The 14,933-nt window shown below is 67.3% G+C and carries 16 protein-coding genes and 3 tRNA genes; 7 read left to right on the forward strand and 12 right to left on the reverse strand.

Annotation, left to right across the window (positions count from 1 at the left end; translation table 11 throughout):
• Positions 1–1,773 carry a long-chain fatty acid--CoA ligase gene (locus VGC47_13875; GenBank protein HEX9856398.1) on the reverse strand — a complete coding sequence of 591 codons (1,773 nt, stop codon included), beginning with the start codon at positions 1,771–1,773 and terminating at the stop codon, positions 1–3.
• A gap of 105 nt (positions 1,774–1,878) precedes the next feature.
• Positions 1,879–2,187: a hypothetical protein gene (locus tag VGC47_13880; GenBank protein HEX9856399.1), complete on the reverse strand. Its 309-nt coding sequence runs from the start codon at positions 2,185–2,187 to the stop codon at positions 1,879–1,881.
• A 107-nt stretch (positions 2,188–2,294) separates the two neighbouring features.
• Here VGC47_13880 and VGC47_13885 point away from each other — a divergent pair, with 107 nt between their 5' ends.
• The gene (locus VGC47_13885; GenBank protein HEX9856400.1) at positions 2,295–3,275 is read left to right on the forward strand and encodes an aldo/keto reductase; all 981 of its coding nucleotides are present in this window, start codon (positions 2,295–2,297) and stop codon (positions 3,273–3,275) included.
• Positions 3,276–3,291: 16 nt separating this feature from the next.
• Here the strand turns inward: VGC47_13885 and VGC47_13890 are convergent, their stop codons facing one another.
• Positions 3,292–4,320 (reverse strand): Pr6Pr family membrane protein, encoded by a 1,029-nt coding sequence (locus tag VGC47_13890; GenBank protein HEX9856401.1) that lies wholly within the window; start codon positions 4,318–4,320, stop codon positions 3,292–3,294.
• A 113-nt stretch (positions 4,321–4,433) separates the two neighbouring features.
• On the opposite strand from VGC47_13890, the gene VGC47_13895 reads away from it, so the two are divergent.
• The 4 genes from VGC47_13895 to VGC47_13910 all read left to right on the forward strand — a co-directional run bounded on the left by VGC47_13895 (position 4,434) and on the right by VGC47_13910 (position 8,022).
• Positions 4,434–4,586, forward strand: coding sequence for a hypothetical protein (locus VGC47_13895; GenBank protein ID HEX9856402.1), 153 nt, complete (start codon positions 4,434–4,436; stop codon positions 4,584–4,586).
• A 63-nt stretch (positions 4,587–4,649) separates the two neighbouring features.
• On the forward strand, positions 4,650–5,474 hold the full coding sequence (locus tag VGC47_13900; GenBank protein HEX9856403.1) for a hypothetical protein: 825 nt from the start codon (positions 4,650–4,652) through the stop codon (positions 5,472–5,474).
• A 316-nt stretch (positions 5,475–5,790) separates the two neighbouring features.
• Positions 5,791–7,254: an FAD-dependent monooxygenase gene (locus VGC47_13905; GenBank protein ID HEX9856404.1), complete on the forward strand. Its 1,464-nt coding sequence runs from the start codon at positions 5,791–5,793 to the stop codon at positions 7,252–7,254.
• Positions 7,255–7,368: 114 nt separating this feature from the next.
• Positions 7,369–8,022: a peroxiredoxin-like family protein gene (locus VGC47_13910; protein HEX9856405.1), complete on the forward strand. Its 654-nt coding sequence runs from the start codon at positions 7,369–7,371 to the stop codon at positions 8,020–8,022.
• Positions 8,023–8,053: 31 nt separating this feature from the next.
• Here the strand turns inward: VGC47_13910 and VGC47_13915 are convergent, their stop codons facing one another.
• The 6 genes from VGC47_13915 to dut all read right to left on the reverse strand — a co-directional run bounded on the left by VGC47_13915 (position 8,054) and on the right by dut (position 10,995).
• Positions 8,054–8,419: a VOC family protein gene (locus VGC47_13915; protein ID HEX9856406.1), complete on the reverse strand. Its 366-nt coding sequence runs from the start codon at positions 8,417–8,419 to the stop codon at positions 8,054–8,056.
• A gap of 370 nt (positions 8,420–8,789) precedes the next feature.
• A complete protein-coding gene (locus tag VGC47_13920; protein HEX9856407.1) occupies positions 8,790–9,815 on the reverse strand; it encodes a DUF4325 domain-containing protein in 1,026 nt (341 codons plus the stop codon).
• Between the two features lie 416 nt (positions 9,816–10,231).
• Positions 10,232–10,303 (reverse strand) — tRNA-Val (locus VGC47_13925).
• Between the two features lie 25 nt (positions 10,304–10,328).
• A tRNA-Cys gene (locus tag VGC47_13930) sits at positions 10,329–10,399 on the reverse strand.
• A gap of 41 nt (positions 10,400–10,440) precedes the next feature.
• Positions 10,441–10,516, reverse strand: a tRNA-Gly gene (locus VGC47_13935).
• Between the two features lie 50 nt (positions 10,517–10,566).
• On the reverse strand, positions 10,567–10,995 hold the full coding sequence (dut, locus tag VGC47_13940; protein HEX9856408.1) for a dUTP diphosphatase: 429 nt from the start codon (positions 10,993–10,995) through the stop codon (positions 10,567–10,569).
• A 39-nt stretch (positions 10,996–11,034) separates the two neighbouring features.
• On the opposite strand from dut, the gene VGC47_13945 reads away from it, so the two are divergent.
• Positions 11,035–12,081: a hypothetical protein gene (locus VGC47_13945; GenBank protein HEX9856409.1), complete on the forward strand. Its 1,047-nt coding sequence runs from the start codon at positions 11,035–11,037 to the stop codon at positions 12,079–12,081.
• Between the two features lie 13 nt (positions 12,082–12,094).
• On the opposite strand, the gene VGC47_13950 is transcribed toward VGC47_13945, so the two are convergent.
• Together VGC47_13950 and nrdR are read right to left on the reverse strand one after the other, a co-directional pair.
• On the reverse strand, positions 12,095–13,333 hold the full coding sequence (locus VGC47_13950; protein HEX9856410.1) for a calcium-binding protein: 1,239 nt from the start codon (positions 13,331–13,333) through the stop codon (positions 12,095–12,097).
• A gap of 59 nt (positions 13,334–13,392) precedes the next feature.
• Positions 13,393–13,839: a transcriptional regulator NrdR gene (gene nrdR, locus VGC47_13955; protein ID HEX9856411.1), complete on the reverse strand. Its 447-nt coding sequence runs from the start codon at positions 13,837–13,839 to the stop codon at positions 13,393–13,395.
• A 19-nt stretch (positions 13,840–13,858) separates the two neighbouring features.
• On the opposite strand from nrdR, the gene VGC47_13960 reads away from it, so the two are divergent.
• On the forward strand, positions 13,859–14,491 hold the full coding sequence (locus tag VGC47_13960) for a maleylpyruvate isomerase N-terminal domain-containing protein (GenBank protein ID HEX9856412.1): 633 nt from the start codon (positions 13,859–13,861) through the stop codon (positions 14,489–14,491).
• 21 nt (positions 14,492–14,512) lie between these two features.
• Here the strand turns inward: VGC47_13960 and VGC47_13965 are convergent, their stop codons facing one another.
• Positions 14,513–14,830, reverse strand: coding sequence for a LysM peptidoglycan-binding domain-containing protein (locus tag VGC47_13965; GenBank protein ID HEX9856413.1), 318 nt, complete (start codon positions 14,828–14,830; stop codon positions 14,513–14,515).
• Between the last annotated feature and the right edge of the window lie 103 nt (positions 14,831–14,933).

Below are 14,933 nucleotides of genomic sequence, written 5' to 3' on the forward strand. Positions count from 1 at the left end.
CTACTCGCCGTACATGGCGTCGATCTCCGCCGAGAAATGATCGGCGACCTTGTTGCGCTTCACCTTGAGCGTCGGGGTGAGCTCCCCCGCCTCGATGGAGAGCTGCCGGTCGAGGATCGCGAACACCTTGATCTGCTCGACCCTGGCGAGGTGCTCGTTGACGGAGTCGACCGCCTTTTGGATCTCGGCGCGGACCTCCTCCGACTCGTGCGGCTCACCGTCGTGCCCGCCGTCGGCCATGAACTTGGCGGTGGCCTCCTCGTCGAGCGTGATGACGGCGCTGAGGAACTTACGGCGATCGCCGATCACCACGACCTCGGAGACGAGCTGGTGGTCCTTGATCCCGGACTCGATCAGCTTGGGAGCGACGTTCTTGCCCCCGGCGGTGATGATGATGTCCTTCTTGCGCCCGGTGATCCACAGGAAGCCGTCGTCGTCGATCTCGCCGAGGTCGCCCGAGTGGAGCCACCCGTCGACGAGCGTCTCCGCCGTCGCCCGTGGATCCTTGTAGTACCCGAGGAATACGTGGCGCCCCTTGGCGAGGATCTCGCCGTCGGCTGCGATCTTCACCTCGCTACCCGGGTAGGGCCGACCGACGCTCCCGACCTTCGTTGCACCGACGGTGTTGAGCGAGGTCGGTCCGGTGTCCTCAGATTGCCCGTAGATCTCGTACACCGGCAGATCGAGCGATGCGAAGAACTCCAGAACCTCCGGCGAGATGGGGGCGGCGCTCGTCGCCATCACCCGCGCCTCGCTCAACCCCAGCGCCGACTTGACCTTCGCGAAGACGAGCTTCTGCGCGAGCCCGTACTGCAGGGCGAGCCCACCCGACGGCTTCTTGCCTTCGAACCCGAGGTGCTGGACACGTGAAGCCACTCCCCTGGCCCAGTCGATGATCTTCGCCTTGGCGCCGTGCTCCTCCTCGAGCTTGGCGCGCACTCCCGCCTGGAAACGCTCCCACACCCGCGGGACGGCGAAGAACACCGTCGGCTTCACCTCCTCGAGGTTGTCGACGAGGCGCTCGATCGATTCCGCGAAGTAGACGCTCCATCCGGACATCGCCGGCGCATGGATGGTGAACACCTGCTCTGCGATGTGCGACAGCGGCAGATACGACAGCGTGCGCTCGCTCGAGTTGAGCCCGAACAGCGGCAGGGCCTGCGAGGCGGTCCACACGAGGTTGTCGTGGCTGAGCATGACGCCCTTCGGGACCCCCGTCGTCCCGGACGTGTAGATGAGCGTGGCGAGCCCATCGGGTGACAACGCCTCGACTCTGGCGTCGACCTCGGAGTCCGCGACGCCGGCGCCCTTGGCGATGAACTCCTCCCAGCTCATAGCCATGTCATCGTCGATGTCCGTGCCCTTCATCATGACGACGTGACGAAGCGCAGGGAGCTCGCCGCGGATCTGCTCGATCTTCTTCCACTGGTTCTCGTTCTCGAGGACGACGAGCGGCGCCTCGCAATGGGCGATGATGTACTGGCATTCGGCCGGCGAGTTCGTGGTGTAGATGCCTGCGGGCACGGCGCCGACAGCCATGGCGGCCACGTCGATCGTCGTCCACTCGGGCCGGTTGAAGCCGAGGATGTTGATTGCGTCGCCCGTTTGGATGCCGAGAGCGATGAGCGCCCTGGCGGCGGCGCGCACCTCGCCGGCGAATGCGCCCCACGTCGTCGCCTTCCACTCCTCGCCGCTCTTGACCATGTAGGCGGCGTGGTTGGTGAGGGTCTTGCCGTTCTCGAGGACTTTGAAGGGGATCGTCACTGCGGTCACCCGGTCCAGCCTCCTGGTTCGCTGCCCCGAATGGTAGCCGCAACCAGGAGTGGCTCTCCTGGGCCGTCGCCCCTGGATGGCCGAGTGGCCGCCTCCGGCGAACCGTCAGACGCGTACGACGACGAGCTCGTTGGTGGTCAGGTCGAGCACCCGCTCGACGTCGTTGTGGCCGTCTGCGATCCACCTGGCGAGTTGCTCGCCGGAGCGCCGCACCGTCCACCACACGACGTCACGCGACGGGTCGGCGCGAAACGCCCGCCATGCTTGACGTCCCGCCTCGACGGCGTCCCGCTCGCTCTCGTACACCCCGAGCGTGGTCTCGGTCGCCTCCATCGACACGCCCGGGCCGCCAAACGCCGGCTCCCGGGACTCGATGACCTCGAAACCCATGCCTTCCTCCTTGAAGCCACCCAACACGCTCAGTGTACGACACGCGACGCTCCGTTACCACGACCGTCCGCCCCCGACTCCGTTCGATAGATTGGGCGGCAATCGATTGTCGACCGAGGAGCGCCACGGGCGTGAGATACAGGAGAGTCGGCGCGGGCGGCCCCGACGTGTCCGCCGTCGGATTGGGCGGCACGTCGCTCAGCTCGACGTACCGGCAGGTGGACGAGACCACCGCCATGCGGGTGGTAGCCAGAGCGCTCGACCTCGGCATCACCCACTTTGACACCGCCGACGTGTACGCCGGTGGGAGGAACGAGGAGCTGCTCGGCAAGGCACTCCGCTCGAGGAGGTCCGACGTCTTCGTGGCGTCGAAGTTCGGCCAGGTCGTCCGAGACGGAAAGCGGCTCGTCGACGGCACCCCGAGCCACGCCAGGGCTTCGTGCGACGGGAGCCTGAAACGCCTCGGCGTCGACCACCTCGACCTGTACTACCTGCACCGCGTCGACCCTGAGGTGCCGATCGAGGAGACCGTCGGAGCGATGGCGGAGCTCGTGGCCGCAGGAAAGGTCCGCCACATCGGCTTGTCGGAGGCCGCTCCTATGACGATCCGTCGGGCCCACGCCGTCCATCCGCTCACCGCCATCCAGGTCGAGTACTCGCTGTGGACCCGCTTCGGCGAGGCCGAGCATTTCCCGTTGTGCGAGGAGCTCGGGCTGGCGTACGTCGCCTACGCCCCGGTCGGACGCGGCTTTCTGTCCGGCGAGATCAAGTCGGCAGGGGACCTCGAGCCCGAGGACTTCCGGCACAGCCACCCCCGGTTCCAGCAGGAGGCGATCGAGCGGAACGTGGCGCTCCTCGACGTGCTGCGTGACGTGGCGATCGAGCACGGCCGGTCCCCGAGCCAGACGGCGCTCGCCTGGCTGCTCGCCCAGGCCGACTTCCTGTTCCCGATTCCGGCGACGAGCAACCCGCTCCACGTCGAGGAGAACGCCGCGGCCGCCGACATCGAGCTGAGCGACGATCAGATCGCCCGTCTCAGTGAGGCGTTCCGCGACGAGGCGGTGACGGGCGACCGCTACCCGCCGGTGGCGCTCGGCAAGGTGCAGCAATGAGCTGCCGCCGAGGCGCTCACGATCTGCGGCGAGCCAGGAACGAGTCGAGGCCGATGACGGCGAACCCGGCCACGGCGAACGCCAGCGCCAGACCGAGGATGGCGGCGAGCACCGCCGCGTAACCGCGCACCTCGACGTCGAGGAAGAAGTACGGGTACCAGTCGACGAACGGTCCTCGGATCATCGTGTATATCCCGTAGGCAACCGGGAAGATGAGCCAGCGCGGGATGTGGGCGAAGTCGAGCGTCCCGTGCGGCCTGAACAAGACCCAGTAGACGACGAAGAGCGCCGGCATGACGTAGTGGAGCAGCGAGTCGGCGACGAGGTCCCATCCATCCGGCTCCCAGATGCTCGCCAGCACGAACGTGTACACCAAGCCCGTCACGGCGATGTACATGAAGACGCCCGCCTGCGGTATCGCCCGGTTGAACCAGCGTCCGATCGGTGTCGCCGCACCGAGGGCGGCCACGGTCAACGACAGCGCCGCGATCAGGTTGCTGAGGATCGTGAAGAAGCTGAAGAACCGGATGACGGCCGTGAACCAAGCCTCTCCCTCGGCGTCGAGCCTGTCGACGAGGAGGACCAACTGTAGGATGAGCGCGTACCAGCCGATGGCGGCCGCCACCAGGGCGAAGACCTTGTCCGGCCCCCAGTCCGGCGAGACCGCCTCCCACCCGTCCGTCGGCTCGGCTGCCGCTCCGGCCATCGGCGGGTCGCCGACCATACGAAGCCGCGAGACCGAGTCGCCGTGGTCGAGCTCCAGGTTTGGGCCTGCTATCCGCATGATCGCCACCTTGGCCAGGACAGCCGTGAGCCGCTGCTCCTGCTCGGCGAGGTTCGGTGGCCCCATCATCCGCGTCATGGCGATGGGTCCCAACGTGAGGTGGTCGCCGTCCAACGAGAAGGTGCCGCTCAGCCGGTTGACGCCCGTCGACCCAGAGACCCGACCCTCGTCCGAGAAGGCGATCGATGGAGGCGCACCACCGTCCTCGACCGGAATGCCGGCGATCTCGAAGAACTCCCATGACGTTCCCGACAATGACATCGCCCCGCCTTCGTGCCGTCGCACCGACGTTAGGCGGAGCTTGCCCCTCGTGGGTGGTTTGGGCAGCGCCCCAACGGGGAAAGCAGGTGTGCTGGCAACAGATCGGAGCTCTCATGCTGACGGCACTCTGGGTCGCGCTGGTCATCCTGGTCGCCGTGCTAATCGGGTCGATGTTCATGACCCCGCAGCGCCCGCGCAGCCACTCCGTCCGGAGGATCGGTGAGTATCCGCCGGGCAGGCCCGACCGGCCCGATGGCGGCGACTGACGAGTATCAGGATCCCTCTGGACGTCTCATCACTGCGGGCGTACAACGTACCCCGGAGGCAAGGTGACGACGACCACGCTGGTCAGGACCTGGTGGGCCGAGTATCGATGCATCCACGCGTCGCCTGCTCAGAAGGTAGAGGCACTCGTGTGGGACAGGGGTCGGGGAATGACGCCGGCCATCCTCCCGGTGGCGTGGGCGGCGTTCCAGGGCACGCTCGACGCCGCCGGCTACGGCCGGCCTCGCTCGTTCTGGATCGACAGGCGGTGCCCCACCGGGATCTCGGGCCAGCCGTGCCAGTCGAACGGGATGAACTGCTCGCTTCACAACTATGGGCTGGCGGGTGACCTGGACGGCACCGACCCCGATGGGGGCGGCCCCGCCGATCCGGAGAACCCGCACTTCCACGCCCGATTCGGCAACGGCTGGGACTTCGGGGACATCAAGCTCACCGAGGCACAGGTAGGCGCCGTGGAGGGGATCCGCACCGTCAACGGCAAGCGGGTGTTCCGGTGGCTCGGGTGGGACATCGGAGACACGATGCACTTCCAGATCGACTGCCACCCGCGCGACATCATGACGGGGGTCGCATCGGCGACGGGACGAGGCGGCATTGTCTTCGATCAAGGCGAGGAGGACGAGTTGAGAGTGGCGCGCTACAACGAGCGAGGCGACCACGTGTCGACGTACATGGAGCTGCTCCACAGGCGAGGGTTCACCCCTCCTTTCAGCCGCAACGAGGACGGCACATGGGACGGCTGGTACTTCGACGGGATGGAGGCGGCGGTGGGCGCCTTCATCGACGCAACCGGCGGTCCCGGCGAGTACCCGGGCGAGAACGCCAGATTCATCGGCCCGATCCTGCGGGCCGCCCTCATCCGAGGCTGAGTCCGGCAAGGGGGAGCGGTCAGCCTGCCCGCATCGTCGAGGGTGAAGCTACGCCGCCATCGGCAACGTGACGCCAGGGGAGGTGGTTTGCCGCAAGCGACCCAGACGTGTTGACATGACTCGTCCGCTGAGCCGATCACGGCCAGACCCGCGAAGCCAGGAGTCTCGGAATGCGTGTGTTGCCTTCGGGAGATGGGTCGAGCGGGAGCGCTGAACCGGCCGAGACGTTGGCGGTGCGGGTGACCAGTGCTGACGCGGCGTCGCTCCGCGGGAGGTGGCCGTCCCTGTCCGGTGCAGCGTTCGCAAGGGAGCGGCGATGACGGAGCACTCGGTGGTGATCGCAGGTGGCGGCCCGACCGGCCTGATGTTGGCGGGCGAGCTGGCGCTGGCGGGAGTCGACGTCGTCATCGTCGAACGACGGGCCGGTCAGGATCTCGACGGATCGCGAGCCGGCGGTCTCCACTCCCGCACCATCGAGGTGCTCGACCAGCGTGGCATCGCCGGTCGGTTCCTCGCAGAGGGCCAGACGCATCCGTTCGTGGGCTATGCCGGGACCTTCCTGGACATCAGCGACTTCCCCACCCGCCACAACTACATCCTTGCGCTCTGGCAGAGCCGCATCGAGCCGATCCTCGCCGGCTGGGTCGATGAGCTCGGCGTCCCGATCCTCCGCCAGCGCGAAGTGGTTGGCTTCACCCAGGACGACACCGGCGTCGACGTCGAGCTGGACGACGGATCGCTCCGGGGCGAGTACCTGGTCGGGTGCGACGGGGGACGCAGCCTGATCCGCAAGGTGGCCGGCATCGACTTCCCCGGGTGGGACCCGTCTGCCAGCTATCTGATCGCCCAGGTCGAGATGGACGAGGAGCCGCAGATCGGCATGCGCCCCGAGGGTGGTGGCATCGGCCCGGTCAACCGGGAGGAGGGTGGAAACCCCTACGGGGTCGTATTGCTCGAGAAGGAGATCGAACACACCGTTGAACCCACGCTGCAGGACCTGAGCGAGATGCTCGTCGTCGCCTACGGGACCGACTACGGGGTGCACGGCCCCACCTGGATCTCCCGGTTCACTGACATGACTCGCCAGGCGGCGTCCTATCGCGAGCGACGCGTGCTGCTCGCCGGCGATGCGGCACACGTGCATGGTCCGCAGGGCGGTCAGGGCCTCAACACGGGCGTGCAGGATGCCGTGAACCTGGGATGGAAACTGGCCCAGGTGGTCAACGGGACATCACCCGTAAGCCTCCTGGACAGCTACCACGCAGAACGGCACCCGGTCGGTGCCCGGGTGTTGCAGAACACCATGGCGCAGGTCGCGCTGATGCGCCTCGACGAGCGCAGCCAGGCGCTCAGGAACACCATGCTCGAACTGCTCGTCATGGACGAGCCGCGCAAGCGCATCGCCGCCATGATCTCCGGTCTCGACATCCACTACGACCTCGGCGAGGGACACCCGCTGCTCGGGCGGCGCATGCCCGACCTCGACGTGCACACCGACGACGGTCCCAGGCGGGTGTTCAGCCTGCTGCACGACGCCCGGCCCGTGCTCCTCAACCTCGGTGAACCCGACGGTTTCGACATCTCTCCTTGGGCGAATCGAGTCCGGTTGGTCGACGCCAGTCACGACGGCGTGTGGGAGCTCCCGGTCCTTGGCGAGATCGGTGCGCCCTCGGCCGTGTTGATCCGACCCGACGGGTACGTCGCCTGGGCGGGAGACCTCACGGACCCAGAGCTGCCGCGAGCACTTTCGACCTGGTTCGGAGCGGCCACTCCGGCTTAGAAACGGAAAGCCGAGCGCCATCACGCCCATCACCAGATGTGTGCCGCGACCACCGGTCGTCGAGTCGTATCGAGACTGACGCGTACCATGGCCACTCTCGCCGGGAGGACACGCATGACATTGGCTCAAGAGCTGGCGGCACGACTCGAGCAGGCACGGGCCAATCCCGATCCGGAGCGGTCGGCGGTCTACGCCAAGGCGGCCGAGGCGCTCGCCGCAGCCGATGTCGAGGAGAACGCCCTGCGCGCCGGCGACGTCGCCCCGATGTTCACGCTGCCGGACGCCTTCGGGAACGACGTGAGCCTCGAGGAGGTGCTGGCCCACGGGCCGGCGATCGTCTCCTTCTACCGCGGCGCATGGTGCCCGTTCTGCAACCTCGAGCTGCGCGCCTTGCAGCGCGAGCTGGCCGCCGTCGAAGAGGCCGGTGCGACTCTGGTCGCCATCTCCCCGAACCGCCCCGACGTGTCCCTCGGAGTGATCGAGGCTCACGAGCTGACGTACCCGGTGCTGTCCGACCACGACAACCTGATCGCCAAGCAGTTCAACCTGGTGTACGAGATGATCCCGGAGCACGTCGAGTACTACCGGGCGCACGACCGCGACATCGGCGCCATGAACGACACCGAGGCGTGGGAGCTCCCCGTTCCGGCGACGTACGTGATCGACCAGGACGGGGTCATCCGCTACGCATTCATCGACCTCAACCACAGGGTGCGTGCCGAGCCATCGGAGGTCATCGCCGTGGCGGCCTCGCTGACGAAGGGCTGACCGGCAACCTCGTCCCCGAGGATGCGAAGGCTCAGCTCGTCTCGAGGACCGACAGGACGTTGCCCGCTGGATCCTTGAACCATGCGATCGGCGGGCCGTAGTCGCGCATGATGCCCTTCTCGTCCACGTTCTCGTACATCTCGAGCTCGACGCCGTGGGCGGCGAGCTCGTCGACTGCCTTCTCGATGTCGTCGACTGGGAAGTTCAGGATCGTGAACGTCGCCGGCGTGTGGTCGTCCTTGGGGTACACGAGGATGTCGCGATCCCCGGCGATGTGCAAGGTGAGCATCCCATTCTCCTCCGACACCCGCAGGCCGAGGGTCGCACCGTAGAACTCCTTCGCCTTCGGGATGTCGTCGACCGAGAACCCGCTGAACGCTCTGGTGTGCTCGAACACGATGTCGCACCTCCGATCTCGTCGCGTTCTCCTGCGAAGCGTAGGAGCGCCGGGGCGGCAAGCGGTCGGCCGTCGCGCCCGACGGTGTCGGGTTTCTCGGTGGGCGCTGGCAGGATCGATACTCCTTGGCGGAACTTCCGAGTCCTGCCCCCGATCCACATGGCTTCGACGGGAATCAGAACGGCATCGGATGAGACATTGCCGACCGGGGATGACACCTGCGACAGACAGATATCCAGCCGCCGTTTCGAGCGTGCCAAGGCGTGCGGGTTCACACGTCGGCCAACAGGCATGTCGGGAGACTCATTGCGCAGCGGCGGCCGTGCTTGTTAGGGGGAACGACAATGGCGGCAGGCGGCACCACACGGCGCTAACTGTGATCGCGGTTGGCGCGGGCCACCATTCGACCGACCTGTTCGTTCGTGTTGATCGCGACGACATCGACACCTGGGTGTCGTGTTGGGAACACCCTGAATACCTCATCTGCAAAGGCTTGGCCAATTGCCGGAACATCGGCGAAGTCCAGGATGACAGTTCTGAATCGATCGAACCGACCCATCAGCCGCTTGGCTTGTGACCTTGAAACAAGCTGGTCATCGGCATATTGCATGAGCTTGACTGGCACGACCGTCCTGTCGAAACGGAAGTCCTCGGTGTCGGTCGTGTACTCATCGAAGACCTCACGCAACTCGGTCTGCGACGTGTGACGCATTGTCATGGCAACCGAGGTCCCTGCCCACTCAGCTTCCTGGTCGAGTATCCAGTCCTGGTCGGTACGAGCGTCATGGTCGAAGAACACTCCCCGCGACAGTATGCGAAAGTGGTCGCACGCTCTCGACGAGAAAAAGACCCCCTCGCCTGTGTGGTTGTCTGGATCGGTCGTGACCTTCCCCTTCGACAGTTCGAGCACGGCCTGTCGATCATCCTCGAGGTCGAGGGCGGACGCAATCTTGCGAAAAATGCCAACTCCGTGATCGACGACCGTGATCGTGGTTTCGGCCGCGGTCGCCTCCACTGCGATCCTGACATCGGGCGAACCTGAGTGATCGATGACGTTGTTGATCATTTCGGTCGTTGCGTATTGAAGTATGTTGAGTACGTTTGGTGGAAGGCACTTGAGCGTGGGCGCGATTTCGCTACTCCAGACCACATCCTCTGCGAGCCCGGCGACTTCGTGATGGAACGCGTGCTGAATCGCAGTCAGTTCGTACCTATCAGGACTCAAGCGCGTAATCACGCCCTCCTCAAGCAGGGCGCGCAGGTAGTTGTAGGCCGTCGGACGCGATACGCCGAACGCTTCAGCAACACGCTCGGCAAGTCCGCGCTGTCCGGCCTCCACCGCCTCGATGACGAACTGTCGGACAGCGTTCGGGTCGGCAGCAAAATCTTGAGCCACGTGACTCGACTCCTGTCTAAGGAAGTTAGACCGCGAGTATAGCTTCGTTAGACTCATCGCCCGCCGAGAACTGTTGGCCCCCCAATGTGACATCGGCGAGTGGATCGACACAGGGAGGGGCTATCCCTGCAGCAGCCTAGGACTCCGCGACGTCCCAACGCGCTCTTCGTCGAGCCCGTGACGCCCCACGGTGACATCGGCGGGTAGGCCGACACGGGAAGGGGGATGCCCCATCACCCTTTGTTGGCATGGCGCTGTCCCATTCCAACGCTCGTGGATACGGCGACGAGGTGCAGTGAGATCCAGAGTTCGGCTCGCCGACGGCTCCGAACGCCACGCGGACACCGCACGCCCACGGGGCCTCGAAACCGACTCTGTTGCTTTATCGAGTCTGCGCTGACCAGGCAATGTCTCGGTGGGCGCTGGCAGGATCGAACTGCCGACCTCTTCCGCGTCAAGGAAGCGCTCTTCCACTGAGCTAAGCGCCCGTCTGAGCGTGCCAGTGTACGCCCGAGGCGACGCCGGGAATCGAACCCGGGTAGAGGGTTTTGCAGACCCTTGCCTAACCACTCGGCCACGTCGCCGTTCGATCTGAACGAAACAGGGCGGCTGCACGCCGCCCTCGTGGAGCGGACGACCGGGTTCGAACCGGCGACCTCAACCTTGGCAAGGTTGCGCTCTACCAGCTGAGCTACGTCCGCACGGACCGGAATTGTATCACGGGCACCTCAGCGCCCGGAGTGGCCGGCGGTCACCGCCCCGTGGATCCGAAGCCGCCGGCACCTCTCGTCGACTCCGGCAGCTCGTCGACGACCTGGAGCTCCTGCTCGACGAAAGGCACCACGACGAGCTGGGCGATCCTGTCACCCCGGTCGTACACGAACGGGTCGCTGCCGAGGTTGACGACGATGGCGTAGATCTCGCCGCGGTAACCCTCGTCGAGGATCCCCGGGGCATTGACCAGGCTGATTCCCGAATTGGCGGCGAGCCCGCTGCGCGGCGCCACGAGGCCGACATACCCGGAAGGGACGGCAACGGCGACACCGGTGGGCACCAAGGCCCGCTCCCCCGGCTCGATCCTGCCGCCGATCCTGGCGTACAGGTCCGTCCCGGCGTCACCGTCGTGGGCGTGGCGCGGGGTGGGTAGCGCCGGATCTAGCTTCTGGAGCGGTATCTTCATCGTTGTGATTCTGCCCGTGCGCACCAGGCCCGGCAAAGATTGACCAAGAAGACCGGCGAGCGACGCCCACGCCCAGGCAACACCGGCGCCTGGTACCTGGAGATGCTCGGCATCGACCCGCACGACCCGCCGACGACCCTGCGCGCCGCCGCGAAGGAGGCGCCCGACGCCGAGACCACCGGCGAGCTGGTCAAGTCGATGTGGCAGACGGCGCCCTCCGGCGATGCCCTCGACGCCTGGGCCCCTTCCGAGATGTCGAAGGCGGTCGACTCGACCCGTGCATTCCGATGGACGGCAATCGTGCCGATCGCGCTCCTCCTCGCCGCCGCCGTCGCAGCCGTCGTCATCTTGCCGGGCATGGCCGGGAGGGCGGCGTCGGCCAGGGCGGCCGACTATCGATCATCCCTCGCCGAATTGCGGACCGCCCTGCCGGATGCCCAGAGCGCCCTCGCGGTGGCCACCGAGCCCGATGTGGACGACACGACCCTCGGCGCAACCGCGGCACCCCTCGGCGAGCTGGTGGGGCGGGCTGCCGCGGTGACGAGGGCCGGAAACGAGCCGCTGCCGAGCGCACCTCCGCTCTTCTCGTCGGTGGCGATCCGGGACCTGGCTCCATTCCGCAGCCGGCTGGGCCCCATCGGAGCCGAGGGCACCGCCATTGCCGAACGGATATCGGCCATCGCCGACTACCGCGAGGAGCTACGCAGGCTCGCCGTGCTCCCCGACCTCCCGGATGCGGCGGCTTCCTCAGAGATCAGCGAGCTCAGCGTCACGCTGGCGTCGAGCCTCGCCGACGGCTTGGCGATCGTGCGCGAGCTCCCCGCCGACGCGGCGCTGGCCACCCACCGCCGCCTGCTCGGCGAGTTCCTCGACTTCTTCGGAACCTGGCAGGCCGACTACCTCGATGCGCTCCGCCAAGGCGACTCCGCATCGGCGACGCAACTGGTCGACGCCCTCCAGAGTTGGCGCAGCGACATCGACCGCGAGCTCTCCAGCCCGCTCGCCCTGGTGCGGTCCGAGGTGGATGCGAAGATCCTCGCCCTCGCCGAGGCGATCGACGCCCTGGCGGACGAGATCCCGGAATGACGGGCGGCGTCGGTCAACCGTCGAGAGTGGCGCCCAGGTAGCGGGCGGGATCGACGATCCGCCAGAGCCCAGACGTCGACCCGGTCCGCCGGAGCACGGCCAGCACCTCGCAGTTCGTCGCCACCTCGGCGCCGGCGCACAGATCGTTCCCGGATCCGCCGTCGATCGTGTCCCTGCCTCGGGCGCCAAACAGGCGGTCGTCGCCGTCTCCGCCCGACACCGTGTCCTTACCTGCCCGGGACCGGATGACGTTGTCCTGCGCGTTGCCGTGGATGGTGTCGCCTCTGAGGGATCCGACGATGTCACGAACAGAGCGCAACTCGTCGACGCCTTCCCCTCCGGTAGCAGTACCGGCGACGAGCGACACGGTCACCCCGCTCGGAGCGTCGAAGTAGGACACGGCGTCCGGGCCCCTGCCGCCGTGCAGCTCGTCCGAGCCGCTCCCGCCGACGAGGGTGTCGGCGCCGGCCCCACCGTCGATCTCGTCGGCGCCCGCCTCACCGAGGAGCAGGTCCTCCCCCCCGTTCCCGCGAAGGACGTCGGCGCCGCCGAGCCCGAAGAAGATGTTGCCTGCCCTGCTGCCGATGAGCGTGTCGTCGCCTGCGGTGCCTTCGGCAGACTCGATACCGCGGACGGCGTCGGCGCCTGCGCCCACTACTGTGCCGGCTCGCAGGTCGAGCGAAACGGGACCGTCGACGTCGAAGTACGACACGAGGTCGATTCCCTTGCCGCCCGAGACGTCGTCGTTCCCCATTCCCGGGACGAGAGCATCGGCGCCGTCGCCTCCCGCAATCGTGTCGTTGCCACGCTCACCGAGAACGACGTCGTCACCCTTGCCTCCCCGCAGGTCGTCGTCGTCCGATCCACCGTCGACGAGGTCGGCGTCTCCCTCGCCGTCGATGGTGTCGTCGCCTCGCCCGCCGTCGAGGGTGTCTCCTTGCGACCCCCCCTCGATCGAGTCTCGTCCCCGCCCGCCGATGACGGTGTCCGATCCTCCGCCGCCCCTCACCACGTCGCGGCCACCCCCGCCACAGATCACGTCGTCACCACCCATGGCGCGGATCGTGTCGTTCCCTCCGCCGCCGTGGATGACGTCGTCGCCTGCCGTTCCCACGAGAACGTCGGGGCCGGCCGTGCCGACGATGGTGGCGGTGAGCCCGTCACAGTCGACCAAGGCCGCCGCCGCCGGCGGGGTCGAAGGCATGCCGAAGAGTAGGAACGTCACGCTGATCGAGCGGAGCGCACGGGACATGAGGAGACTCCTCGACGCGACGACGGGCGCGCCCAGGATAAGGGACTCGGCGTGGGACCTCACGGACCGGACTCGAGCGCAGCGACCTCGCGCCCGAAGTCCTCCGCTCCCTGGAACTCCTTGTAAACAGATGCGAATCGCAGGTAGGCGACCTCGTCGACGTCGCGCAAGGCGTCGAGGACCAGCTTGCCGATCTGATCGGCGGTGACCTCGCTCGAGGCCTGGGCGAGGCGCTCGGCCGATGAGACGATCTCGTCGATCGTGTCGGCTGCGGCTGGGCGGTCGGCGAGGGCGGCCTCGAGGCCGCGCCTGATCTTCCTGGTGTCGAACGGCTCGACCCGGCCGTCGCGCTTGCGCACCAGCAAGGTCGGGGCCGATCGCTCGTATGTGGTGAAGCGATGTCCGCAACGCTCGCACTCGCGGCGCCGCCTGATCGACGTACCGCCGTCCGTCGGACGGCTGTCGACGACACGCGTATCTTCGGCGTCACAGAGCGGGCAGTGCATCGACCAAGGAGGCTACCCCATGGCGGAGAACGGCGGCAGGGAGGCGTTCGGCGAAGCGGCGGCGGCCGTGCTCGACGTGGTGGATCGCCTCAGCGAGGACCTCATGACCCGTCCCGGCCTCGGTTCGTGGGACGTGCGCGGGCTGGCGGGTCACCTGCTGCGCGGGATACGCACACCCATCGACTACCTCGCCATGGACGCGCCGGAGTCGGCACCGATCCCGGGAGCGGCCGCCTATTTCATCCGGTACCTCGAAGGTGCCGAGCGCGATCTCGGCGTCCCGGCGGCCATCGCGGCTCGAGGTGACGCCGTGCTCGCCGGGGTTACCGCCCTCGACGCCCGCCGCCTCTTCCACGAGGCGGTCGCCGAGGCCGTCGCCGTGCTCTCCGCCACTCCGGGGGACCGGGCGCTCCCGACCGCCTACGGGGTGATGTTCCTCGACGACTACTTGCGGGCCCGCAACTTCGAGATCGTCGTCCACGGCCTCGACCTCGCCCGGGCCATCGGCACGACATGGCGGCCTCCCGACGTCTCGGCCCTGGACGCTCTCGCCCTGCTGAGCGAGGTGGCGGTGCTCCGGGCGGTGGCGGGCGACCTGCTGCTGGCACTCACCGGACGGGCGGGCATCACGGTGCCGCCGATCGTCGCCTGACGGACCGGCGGTGCGAGCCGGTCAGCCGGCTGGGAGGATGAGGACCTGACCGGGAGTGATCGTGCTCGATGTGAGGCCGTTCGCCGACTTGATCGCTTCGACCGCCACCCGGACATCACCGCCGGCGACGCCGGTGTCCACGGCGATCGCCCAGAGGCTGTCCCCGGCCTCGACCTGGTATCGGTGGGTGACCGGTATCCGAATGGCTTCGGGTTCGCCGGCGTCGGCACCGAGAGCGGAACCGGCGAACACGCCTGAGGCGAAGAGGAGGAGCAACGCCACGACGACCGTGGAGATGATGACCAACACACGTGACGGGGCGGTGGCCTGACGTCGCATTGTTGCTCCTCCTCGTCTACCTCTGTGTATCCGGCCGTGCTGTGACCGGACGTGCACCGGGCGGTTCGCCCGATCTGCGAGCAACGTATGCGAAGGGTGTGAC

It is taken from the genome of Acidimicrobiia bacterium (assembly GCA_036396535.1).
Lineage (GTDB): Bacteria > Actinomycetota > Acidimicrobiia > Spongiisociales > UBA5794 > DASWKR01.